This is a genomic window from Rhizobium sp. WYCCWR 11146, assembly GCF_013591995.1.
Lineage (GTDB): Bacteria > Pseudomonadota > Alphaproteobacteria > Rhizobiales > Rhizobiaceae > Rhizobium > Rhizobium indicum.
Genome location: NZ_JACCEY010000016.1, coordinates 351,689 through 362,143, shown reverse-complemented (window position 1 = coordinate 362,143; position 10,455 = coordinate 351,689). Strand labels below are relative to the sequence as shown.

Annotated in this window: 16 protein-coding genes; 2 read left to right on the top strand and 14 right to left on the bottom strand. The window is 59.7% G+C overall.

Features of this window, described 5'->3' with window-relative positions; genetic code table 11:
- The first annotated feature begins 151 nt into the window (after positions 1-151).
- Positions 152-478, top strand: a complete 327-nt coding sequence (locus HX899_RS11730) for a YbjQ family protein (protein WP_246697091.1) — start codon at positions 152-154, stop codon at positions 476-478.
- On the opposite strand, the gene HX899_RS11725 is transcribed toward HX899_RS11730, so the two are convergent.
- From HX899_RS11725 to HX899_RS11660, 14 genes are all read right to left on the bottom strand, one after another.
- Positions 475-663, bottom strand: a complete 189-nt coding sequence (locus HX899_RS11725) for a phage tail assembly chaperone (RefSeq protein WP_181292512.1) — start codon at positions 661-663, stop codon at positions 475-477. The two genes, HX899_RS11730 and HX899_RS11725, sit on opposite strands and share 4 nt — an antisense overlap.
- 20 nt (positions 664-683) lie before the next feature.
- A complete protein-coding gene (locus HX899_RS11720; protein WP_181292511.1) occupies positions 684-1,034 on the bottom strand; it encodes a hypothetical protein in 351 nt (116 codons plus the stop codon).
- Between the two features lie 23 nt (positions 1,035-1,057).
- A complete protein-coding gene (locus tag HX899_RS11715) occupies positions 1,058-1,492 on the bottom strand; it encodes a phage tail tube protein (RefSeq protein ID WP_181292510.1) in 435 nt (144 codons plus the stop codon).
- 47 nt (positions 1,493-1,539) lie between these two features.
- Positions 1,540-1,944, bottom strand: a complete 405-nt coding sequence (locus HX899_RS11710) for a DUF3168 domain-containing protein (protein ID WP_181292509.1) — start codon at positions 1,942-1,944, stop codon at positions 1,540-1,542.
- Positions 1,945-1,947: 3 nt separating this feature from the next.
- Complete coding sequence (locus tag HX899_RS11705; protein WP_181292508.1) at positions 1,948-2,439, bottom strand: HK97 gp10 family phage protein; 492 nt, start codon at positions 2,437-2,439, stop codon at positions 1,948-1,950.
- Positions 2,439-2,795, bottom strand: coding sequence for a head-tail adaptor protein (locus tag HX899_RS11700; protein WP_181292507.1), 357 nt, complete (start codon positions 2,793-2,795; stop codon positions 2,439-2,441). Before HX899_RS11700 ends, HX899_RS11705 begins: the two co-directional genes overlap by 1 nt.
- 160 nt (positions 2,796-2,955) lie before the next feature.
- On the bottom strand, positions 2,956-3,366 hold the full coding sequence (locus HX899_RS11695) for a hypothetical protein (protein WP_181292506.1): 411 nt from the start codon (positions 3,364-3,366) through the stop codon (positions 2,956-2,958).
- Between the two features lie 17 nt (positions 3,367-3,383).
- A complete protein-coding gene (locus HX899_RS11690) occupies positions 3,384-3,923 on the bottom strand; it encodes a head-tail connector protein (protein WP_181292505.1) in 540 nt (179 codons plus the stop codon).
- Positions 3,886-4,095 (bottom strand): hypothetical protein, encoded by a 210-nt coding sequence (locus HX899_RS11685; protein ID WP_181292504.1) that lies wholly within the window; start codon positions 4,093-4,095, stop codon positions 3,886-3,888. Before HX899_RS11685 ends, HX899_RS11690 begins: the two co-directional genes overlap by 38 nt.
- A 45-nt stretch (positions 4,096-4,140) precedes the next feature.
- On the bottom strand, positions 4,141-5,394 hold the full coding sequence (locus HX899_RS11680) for a phage major capsid protein (RefSeq protein ID WP_181292503.1): 1,254 nt from the start codon (positions 5,392-5,394) through the stop codon (positions 4,141-4,143).
- A gap of 96 nt (positions 5,395-5,490) precedes the next feature.
- A complete protein-coding gene (locus HX899_RS11675) occupies positions 5,491-6,102 on the bottom strand; it encodes an HK97 family phage prohead protease (RefSeq protein ID WP_181292502.1) in 612 nt (203 codons plus the stop codon).
- Positions 6,099-7,355, bottom strand: coding sequence for a phage portal protein (locus HX899_RS11670; RefSeq protein ID WP_181292501.1), 1,257 nt, complete (start codon positions 7,353-7,355; stop codon positions 6,099-6,101). The genes HX899_RS11675 and HX899_RS11670 overlap by 4 nt, the downstream gene beginning before the upstream one ends.
- Positions 7,355-9,253, bottom strand: a complete 1,899-nt coding sequence (locus HX899_RS11665) for a terminase large subunit (RefSeq protein ID WP_181292500.1) — start codon at positions 9,251-9,253, stop codon at positions 7,355-7,357. Before HX899_RS11665 ends, HX899_RS11670 begins: the two co-directional genes overlap by 1 nt.
- On the bottom strand, positions 9,219-9,605 hold the full coding sequence (locus HX899_RS11660) for a hypothetical protein (RefSeq protein ID WP_181292499.1): 387 nt from the start codon (positions 9,603-9,605) through the stop codon (positions 9,219-9,221). Before HX899_RS11660 ends, HX899_RS11665 begins: the two co-directional genes overlap by 35 nt.
- 461 nt (positions 9,606-10,066) lie before the next feature.
- Here HX899_RS11660 and HX899_RS11655 point away from each other — a divergent pair, with 461 nt between their 5' ends.
- Positions 10,067-10,249, top strand: coding sequence for a DUF3606 domain-containing protein (locus tag HX899_RS11655; protein WP_181292498.1), 183 nt, complete (start codon positions 10,067-10,069; stop codon positions 10,247-10,249).
- Positions 10,250-10,455: the final 206 nt, after the last annotated feature.

Here is a 10,455-nt window from a genome sequence, read left to right as displayed (position 1 = left end):
GTTGCGGGCCTTGGGAGGGGTTTTCGTGCCAAATTGCAGCAGCTGTGGGAAAAGCTTTTATTTGGGGTCTGGGTCTGCAAATACCCTCTGCATGGACTGCAGGGATCTCGCGGAGCAAGAGGCGAGAGCGAAACAACTCGCGGCTATCGTCTTGACAACTTCGATCGACGTTCCGAACCGCAAGGTAGAAAGCGTGATATCTATCATCGCCGCAGAGGCTGCTCTCGGAATGAACATCTTCCGCGACATCGCCAATAACTGGCGAGACTTTGTCGGCGGTCGGTCAAACTCCTCTCAGAAGTCTCTGAGGGAAGCACGACTTGCATGCTTGGAAGAACTGCGTCGAGAAGCGGCCGCGGTTGGCGCCGATGCTGTGATTGCAGTCGATTTGGACTATAACGAGCTCTCTACGTCCGGCAGTGGTGGCATCCTGTTCGTGGCCGCCAGCGGCACGGCTGTTAAACTCGCGCCGATCTAGCCATACTTCGCGACCAGAGCCGCGACTTCATCTTCACTGGGTGCCGCCGCTTCTTGCTCGCCGCCCTGCGCCTCGTTGTGGCCGTTTATGGCCTCAAAGAACTCGGTCAGTGTGGCAGACCAGAAGTCTGCTGGCCGCCAGCCCAATCCTCCAAGACCTGTCCGCATCCATTGGCGGAAAGGCATTTCTTCATCCGACTTGTGGTCTACGCCGTCTCGCCGACGGCTTCCGCGTTTCCCTCGTCACCATCGAAGTGATGCGCCAGGATCGTTGAGAAGGTCGCGGCACACGCCGGGAAATGCTTCAATTTGATCTTGGTGATGGCCTCGAGCGCATTGCCCTTAACCGTCAGAAGCTCGATGCCGGCCAATGTGGCGGCTGCCTCGACGCCAGACAGGCGCATGAACAAGTCGTTCAGTGACTTGCACTGCAGACGGCTGGAAACAGCCGACAGGCGCCCCATTTCGGCGGCAAGAACGAGCTCTACGCCGTCGATAATGAGGCGCGCTTCTCCGCGCGCCTCATTGACTGCGTGTTTGTAGATGGCGTCAGCCATGGTCTTCTCCTCTTCAGCCATGATTAAACTTCGGCCGTGAACGACAGGACGTCAGCGGCAACGAAGGTCGCGCTGAACTCCATGTTGGGTTCGACGTCACCGCTGAACGAAAAGTCGGTAACCATCCATGAGCCAGTATATGTGCCGTCGCCGGGTACGATGACCTTGGCGTTGAATGCCTCGGCCGCGCGCACGTGGTTCATGAAGATGTCAGATGCCGAACTGGACACGAAGTTGCCAGAGCCGCTGAAAGTGCGGTTCGAAATGCCTGGCCGGCTGGTCTTCTGAACCGGGCCGCCGGGGTTGGAGCAGCTCGGGATCGTAGTGTCGATCTCGGATGCCGACATGTTGAAGCTGCGGGTTTTGAGACCGCAAAGGTTGGTGAAAATTTCCGTCGGGCTGCCGCCGTCGCCGATTTGAATCAGCAGGAGGCGTCCAAGCTGCTGGCCGTCTGCCATGTGCTAGTCTCCAATGTGGTGTGGTTGGTTGGTGGCCGGCGCGAAAGCTACGGCTTTTCGGTGTTGGCCACGAATTCGATAACCGCGTGGCTGGTCAGCCCGTCAGCATCGCGGAAAGTCCGCGTCTGTCGGTGCATGATTGAGATCAATCGATTGGTCGGCAGCGTGATCGGCGCCATATGCAAGCTTTCGACAACAGCATCGGCTATCGCCTTAACCTCCGGAAGGCCCGGCTTCGTCGACCAAGCGTGCAGCGTCAGGTAAACCTGCGCGCCGCTGACGCACGTTGCGTCGTCGCGTAGCGTCTGCGCCTCGCCGAGCGTCACGTACGGATAAACGACAGGCGACGGAGGCTGGTCGTACACCCTGCCCTGCACAAGCGCCGTCAGTGGCGAATCCGCCTTCAGGCGAGCAACAAGAGCACCCTGTAGTTCAAGTTCTGCGGAGGCCATCGGTTATTTCCCCATGGCCTCGCGAACGGCCTTATTGACTGCCGCACGTATCTTGGCGGAGGCTTTCTTTTTATAACTGCGCCAAGTTGGAAAGATGTGAGGCTGCGCAGCGGTGCCGGGGTGAATTCCCTTGCCGCTTGCGGCAGCAGTCTTCTTGCCAAGGACCGTGCCGCCGCCCTTTGCGGTACTGTGCGGAGCGGTCCCAAACTCCAAGAAACGCCAAATGTATTCGGCGAACACGCCAGCGGCCGACGGATCTTTCGTCTGCGAAAGTCCGACCTGCTTCTTGTTTGGATTATTGGCCAGTAGTTCGCCGCTGAAGCTCTCACGATATTCCAGCGTTGCGCCCGTGGGTGCTCGCTCGCGCATCATTTCGGCGGCCTCTTCAGCCACCTCTAATTTCGCCTGCGCGGCATACTTCTCGACGTTCGGCGCCAACTGGTTCAGCCGCCGCATCAGCGCGTCTCGCCCTTTGAGTTCAGCCATAACTGCCATCAGGTCGCAACTCCCTGCGTGGCCATGATATCAAGCCAGGCATTCTTATTGTCGGGATCGATAGCCGCCGTGATATTGAACGTTCTGCTCTGCTGCCGGGCATCAACCGCACGCCATGCTGGCGTCACTTCGCGCGCGGCAGCGCACGAGCGGATTCGGATGATGTATGGCTGCACGCCAGACAAACGCGCGGCCAGAACCGGCTCGCCGCCCTTTAGCGGGATTAGTTCGGCTGCCGCAGTGAAAACCGTAGCGAAGTCACCAGATTGCTCGTTTCCCATTCCGTCGTCGACGATCGCGCGGCGCTGGAAAAGCAGCTTTTCGCGCAACTTGCCTGCACCACGCGTATCGGTCATTTGCTGCTGTCCTTCGGACGTTGACACGCCTCGGCGTGGCCAGAGGCTTTCGCCGCAGCAGCGCATGGAGTGGTCACGTTGGCGACCGTATCGGCCTTGTAGGCGATAGTGACGGCGGGCGTGGCCCGCCAGTCATAGTCCGCCAGAAAGCGCACCCACATTAAAGCGCTACGCCGGGGTACTGGAAGCTCAGTTGGAGAACCGACGTCGACTTAGCGATGCCTATGAGAACGACGTATTCGCCGGAGCCGACGTCTGCGAGGGCACAGATGCCGCCGGGCGTGTCTGAGAGGTAATATGCCGTACCAGCGACAAGCGTGGCGCCGATCGTGATGTCGCCGGACTTCTGGAATGACACGGGCTGGCCAACCGAAGCGCCGTTGAGCGCAACCGCTTTTGGCTGCCGTGCTTCGGCTGTGGCCGAGTTGCTGTCTGCCAGCATCCATCGGTTTGTGGTGGAGGCCAGATAGATAGGTTTGCCGGCGACTAGAGTCTCTCCGGCGATACCGTTGTCGCGCTCAGCATTGCTGGCGGCGAGAACGGCGGTGGATGTAATTACGATGTCTGCCATGGAGTTTCTCCTGCGGGTTAGCCGCGTCTATGATTGCAAAGCAGCGCGTCAAACGCGGTCCAACTTGGAGGCGCGTCGTTTTCGCGCTTCTCGTAGGCTTCAGCGATCCAAAGCAGCATTGCGTGTTTGATGGATGGAGGCAGCGACTCGTATCCCACAACGGCTGTCATGGTGATGCGTGATCCGTTGCGAGGAACCGGCCACTGCTTGCCGTATTCCGGAACAACCGAAGCTTCGAAGCCGTCGAAGCGCTCCTCGATATCAGCGATGTCGACTTCGGCATCCGTGCCATCCGCGGCCACGTACGCAATCGATGTGACAGACTGGGCCGGCGCCAAAGGAAGTCGATCGAAGTCGCAAAAGGCATCGCACTTCAGCTCGACGGTCTGCGTTGCCAATGGCGTATTGCAGTACCGCTCAACGTGATCGCGGACGGCAGAAATCAAAGCTTCGAAAAGAGCGTCATCGTCATCGTGAAGCACGACACACTGACGCTTTGCTTCCTCTTTCGAGATTGGCTCACTCGGCGCCTGGGTTACCTTCGGTGGATACCACATTCGCCTTGCCTTTCTTGCGCTTCTCAGCCGGTGCCGCATCGGGCACGTCCGCCTTTTCGGCGAAGGCCGCCTCAATCAGGCGACCAGCTTCGTCGTCGTCAAATTCGTGCGTGTCGCCGGGGGCGAGATTGAAGTCGGGACCGGAAATGCCCGTTGTCATTTTCAAAAGCATGTCGCCTCCTGAGGCGGGCCAGCCCGAAGGCCAGCCCGCGCTTCACTACGCCTGGATGAGATGTTTGATCGCCGCAGTGTCAGCGAGCTCTCCGTCGAAGCGGATCAGGCCGGCAATGCCGAGATCCGGCCAGAAGCGTTCGCGCAGAACGCCGATCACCGGGGAACCGACCTTTCTGACGAAATACTTGTTGAAGTCACCGAAGAGAACCGTCTTCTGCCCCGTGGCAATATCGGCCATCGAGTCATTTACGTTCAGCTTGTAGCCGAGCAGCGTAGCCGGTCGGCCCTGGGTGACGTCGCCGGCCGACCAGATATAATCGCCGTCGGAATTTTTCAGCTTCCTCACCGCCTTGACCGTCAGATCGTTCATCATGAACGCTGCCTTCGGCGACTTGCGGTATGCTCGGTTCACCGAGTGCTCCAGATCAATCAGCTCGTCGCAGGTCAGTGCCGTGGCCGAAGCCGCGGTCTTGCCGAGCGTTGATGCGGTAACGACACCGTTGGGTGCCGACGAACCGGTGCCGGTCGTGAGCTGTGCGTTGGCAATGCGGCCAAGGCGTTCACCAAGCAGATCCGCCAGAAGAGCTTCCATGGAGAAGATCGAGTCGGATTCGAGTTCGAACGACCACCGGATGAACTCAGTGTCGAAGACGTATGCGTCGAGCGACTTCTGACCGAACGTAACGTCTTCAGAACCATCATCGGTCAGCGCGGCGCCTTCAGTATGTGCCCCAGCCGACTTCGCAGTGTCGTTGACCGTCGGCACCTTCATGGGGTTGCCGGCGGAGGACGTGATGACGCGTGCGACATCGCCGTCGTACATCGGACCCCAAGCCAGCATAGACTTGACTATCTCGTTCGCCAGCTCTGTCGGAACCGTGAAACCACCTGCAGTCGTCGTGCCGGCGGTCTGAGTACGCTGCTCGAACTTGGCGGCACCCTGCCTCAAAACTGTGCGCTCTTCAGCGCTCAGATCGTCGAGACCGCCGCAGACCACCTTCGCAAATACATGGCGGTAGGAAAGCTGGTCGTCAGCATCCTGGCCACGAGCTTCGCCGTCGCCGGATATCGGGCGTCGCTCTACGCGCCGCTCTTCGAAGCGCTTCTCGATCTCCGCGAGCTTCTGCTCTCTTTCGATCAGCTTTTCGACCCTGTCGAACTCAGCCATGATTGTGTCATGCCGGGTATCGAGCTCAGATGCGCGGGCTTGGTCGGTATTTGCCGTGATGGCGTCGAGTGCTTCGCGAGCGTCGTGGACGAGCTTGCTACGCTTCTCATTCAGGTCCTTAAGGGACATGCGTTTCTCCAATAAAAAAGCCCGCCGCGGCGAGCTGTAATCAGTTGTGGTGAATGGCAGGACGTGTTGTCCGGCCCTCCGGCTGGTGCCGGGTGACTACGAAGCGTCCTGCCGGATGCCCCGAATTCTCTGCTCCATCGCCGCGCGCTTCTCGGCTACACGCCTGGCGGCTGCGGTCGCGTTGCGGCTCGCCAAATCGCCATCAGCCCGAGCCGCATCAAGCGACCGGAGGCCAATCGTGGTGTCTTCGTATGCGGGCCACGCGACCGCGGAGACCTCGAAGAGCTCCACGGCTTGAATCGTGCGCACCGGAACATCGCCGGTTTCGTCCCAAGTTTCCTTGGTGACGCGGAACCCAAAGCTCATCCCGGAAATGTCGCCGCGTTCAACGAGTACCCAGAGATCATTGCCGTCAGTAGTGTCCGGCACATCGATCTCAACGCGCAGGCCGGTGCCGTCCTCGGACAGCCGGAGCGTGCCGCTCTTTGTTCGACCCACGACCCGGCCTGGGTCGTGATCGACCAGAGCCCGAATGTCGCCGCCGATCGCCGTGGAGAACGCGCCAGGCGCGATCTTCTCTTGGAAGTAGCTGCCGATCATGGCCAGCCGTTCGAACTTGGCGGCATAGCCAATAAGCGTGCGCTTGCCGTCGTCGGCACGGTGCTCGACTGCGCCGACGTAACTGCGCTTTTCAATGTTGGTTGTCATGCCGCAACGGCCTCATCATCGGTATTGTTGTCGTTGGCAGCCGCCGCAGCCGGTGATGTGCCGAGCGGCACCGTTGCGCCCTGAATGTAGAGCTTGTCAGCCGGCCCGCCTTCTGCTGGGAGGTTCTCCAAGGCACGGATCTCGTCGGGCTTTCGGATGCCATTTTGAATGGCAATTCCATAGCCTTCCATTCGGGTCTTAAAGTCTCCTCTAAGGAGACCATCGAGCGCATGCTCTATGTACCGGCCGCCGGACCGCCCGAAGAACTTCAGGTTCATCTCGTCCTCGAGCGCCTTTGCCCACTGGCTTATTAGGTGCTTGACTAGGTGCAGATCCTGCTGCTCGGCGTTGCTGAATGTGGCGCGCGTAAGATCCTGCAGAAATACCGGAGGCAACTGCCACGCACGGGCGATCTCCTCGACTTGGAACCGGCGTGCCTCGATCATCTGGCCTTTGGCAGGATCGATCCCGACGGGTGACAGTTTGTAGCCTGCCGGAATCGGGAAGATTGGCTCGTCCGCGTTCTTAGCCGCATCCACAGACCGCTTGATATCGGCCTGCGCTCGCTTCATCGCTTCGGCGCCAGCCGGCAACGGACCTTCCAAGGCGAGCGGAGGAACACCACCGCCGGCAAAGAAGTTGCTGCCGTAATCATTCATCGCGAGCGCAAGCTGGATGGCCTTCGACGCTTTGTTGATCGGGCCGTAATGCCGAAGCCCGCAAGGTTTCAGCATGAATGGCACGTCAATCACATCGGCCGCGTCGTAGGTCTTACCCTCGTATTCATAGGTGACTTTGAATCCGACACGCTTGATGTTGGTTTTCGTCGGATCCATCGGCCATAGCGAGTCGATGCCCTGCGGCGTACGCTCGATGTAGGCCAATCCGCGGCCGCCGGTGAAAACCTGCTGCCAGAACCATTGAAAGAACTTGAATGCGCCCACTGTGTCGTTTGGCGCGGAGTTCACAACTGTCTCAAGCCTGCCGCCGATACGCTCTCCGTTGCCCTTGCGCGTCCGATAGGCGTGCCGCGGCAAGGCCGCCAGCGTGCGGGACATGAACGCCACCGCCGCCATGACGGCCGGCACGTTCAGCGCATTGTCGATGGTGACGTGAGGCAGATTTGCGCTCTGCACGCCGAAGAATGCCATGAAATTTTCGGCACTCACCGGCACTGTCGGATTTTCGATACTCGCGCGCGTTTCGGGCGCCTTCACCGCATTCTGGCGGGAAAACCATTCTTTGATAGCCATTACGCCGCCATTAGTTGGAAGTTCGGGTCATCCCATGGGGACGCGATCGGTGCGATTTCAACGCCGCCGTCCGCTGCGGCTCCCGCCGCCATAGCGAGGGCCACAGCAGAATCTATACGAACCGAAGCCCGCGTCTTGACGAACCAGCGATTGCCGTGTGGGTCGGGTGGATGATTGAAGGTCGCACCCATGAGAGCCGACATGAGGACTGGACTGCTGCGAAGTCGGATGCGCCCATCGATGATGAGGTTTTCGAGTTCGGTGACAGAGCCGGGCATCCACAGGCCGAGCGGCGCTTTTTCGCCGGCGGCCTTAGCTGCCTCGACGCGCGCATCAGATGGCCTGGCCCTCACCTTCCCGCCTTGGGGATGTGGCAGGGTCTCAGCCTCTACGCCGAACGCATCTAGCTCATCTTTGAACTTGGCGAACGCGTAATTGTCATAGGCGATCGCCTTGATGTTGTAGGTGCTGTTGATCTCGGCCACTCGAGCCGCAATGATATCGAAGCGGATGCGTGGACCTGGTGGAGCGTTTAGAAAACCGTCACGAACCCAAAGATCATACGGCTGCTTGTCTGCCGCGGTCCTGGCCGCCAATGTATCGCCCGGCGTCCATGCCTCGATCCAAGCATCATAGGTCGGCAGAATTGCCAGGCTGCTGTCGGCTCGGACGACTTCGACCGTGCCAGTCGGCACGGCACACGCAACAACAGCCATGTCCTTGGTGCCGGCAAGGTCGATGCCCAGGTAGACATCCTTGCCTGCGTGTTCCTCTGGATCAAACGGTGCCATGACCGTCTCAACCGTTTCGCGGGACATCCACGCTTTGTCGGCGTCGGTCCAGACGCAGAAATGCAGGCGAAGAACGTTGTTCAGTTTGCCAGGGACTGCCCTTGCCTCGGCAACCACCCCAGCCAGGTAATCGGCCGTCAGAATGGTTCCGAGAAGCGGATTTGCCTTCACCCAGCAAGACGGATCCGTCATCGGATCATCGTCTTTATCGAGCCCGCAGATAAACGCGAAGACGCTGTCGCTACCCTCCCACGCCTCACCGACAAATGTAAAATCGTCGTCTGGCGTCTGAGTGCCGGCCACAACCTTGACCGCGCGCTCGCGCTCCTCCCAGCAGACAGAATTCCTGTCGCTGCCGGAGTTCGTGATCATCAGGAGCAGAGGGTTCTGCCGAAACTTGAAGCCGCGCTGCAGCATTTCCATGATGCTGCGGTCAGGATGTTCATGGACCTCATCGCAGAGCGCGAAGTGAGGCCGCGGGCCTGAGCCAGTCTTGCCGGCCTCCTTGGAGATCGGGCGGAAGAACGACTGCGACCGGTGATGGGCAATATTGAATTCCTTGCCCAGGCCGCCGCTGAATTTCAGCCGATCGTTCAAGGCTGGTGCCTGCCGGACCATCTTGCATGCGTCCTGAAACAGGATCTGCGCTTGGTCTTTCTTGGCGGCGGCCGCATAAATCTGCGCGCCTGGCTCAGCGTCTGCCATGAGACCATAGAGGCCAATGCCGCCGGCGAACGGTGACTTGCCGTTGCCTTTACCTTCCTCGATGTAGACCGTGCGATAACGCCTGGTGCCGTCTTCTCTCTTCCAGCCGAAGATGGAGCCCAGTTTGAAAGCCTGCGACGGATGCAGCTTGAACGGCTTTCCGTCGAACTGGCCGTCGCTCAGTCTCAGCCGCTCTTCAAAGAACCGGAAAACTCGTGTGGTAGCCGCGTCGTCCCAGTACAGCCCGCGCTCATGACCGTTGGTCAGATCAGCTAGGTGTCTGCGGCAGGCGTTTCGAACGTGAGGACCGGCAACTGTCTTGCCGTCTAGGACCGATCGCGCATAAGCGGACACGCGATCCAGCGCACTAGTCGAGGAGGTCGTCTTTCTCTTCGTCGCCATCCGGCACCGCAACCTTTGTGGCGTCAGCCGGGGTTGCCCCCATCTGGCCGAGGCATTGCCTGAGAAGGTTCATCGCCTGAACGCCAACATCTTGATTGGCCATGATTCGACCCTGAATGTTCGCGGCCATGCCGACGAGCATTCGGTGCGATTCCATCAGCCAAGGAATCTCTTTTTGGAAAAGGAGCCACGCCGAACGCTGCTTATTCGTTTCAGTATCAGTCAGCCATTTCGGCGGAGCCCCGAGCGGGCCATTGCCTTTGGGCTCTTTGCGTCCCTTGAACCGGCCCGCATTGATCGTTTCCCGCCCCTCGGCTTTGGCCTTGCCGAGCGGATTCCTCGGTCTTGCCATGGAAGTAAAATCCTCAGTCAGGGGTCATATTTTGAAATGCAGATGCGTACGCGATGCGGGGACACCGGTAAGGCGGCGGCGGTATTCCATAACAATGGACCACCCCCTGCCCGTCAGAGGGGCCAGCCGTCCGGCCCAAACCGGACCACGGTCTTGCCATTGTCCTCGAGCTGCCCTCGGGAAGCGTGACATGGCCGGCACGTCGAGATGAATGGACCCGACCAAAAGAGTTCAAGGTCGCCTCTGTGAGGCAAGGCATGGTGCACCTCGGTCGCCTCGGTGATGGTCTCCGATTCAAGACACCATTCGCAAAGGGGTTGGGTGGCTAGCTGGTGGTGACGGATGCGACGCCAGCGGGCTGATTGGTAGAGCCGCCGATACTGTTTCGCCTCTTCTGAGCGCCGATCTGGAACCGTGGATTCCGCCATGCGTTGTGGCCCATGCAATAGAGGAGATTACAGATGGCCGACGACAAATCGAAGCGTGGCGCAGCAGACCGCAATAAGGTCGCAGCAGGCGAACCATACGAAGTGAGCTACTTCGCGAAGAAGCACGGGATTAGCCCGGATCAGGCTCAGGAGATCATCGATAAGCACGGTCCGGATAGGGACGCGGCGAACAAGGCTGCGGAGCGCCTGAAATAGCAAAAGCGGCAGGGAGACGATGAAGCCTCAACCTGCCGCAGGACTACCGCGTCGCGAGAGGAGGCGCGCCGCGGTAATGGGGAATGAGGCTGTCCTGTCTGCACTCGCGAGTTAAAAACGTCCGCGGCTCGACAGCGCCTCAAATCAAAACGGCCGCACATGGCGGCCGCTGGGGAATTCATCCCTTCATAAATATACGCTGCGGC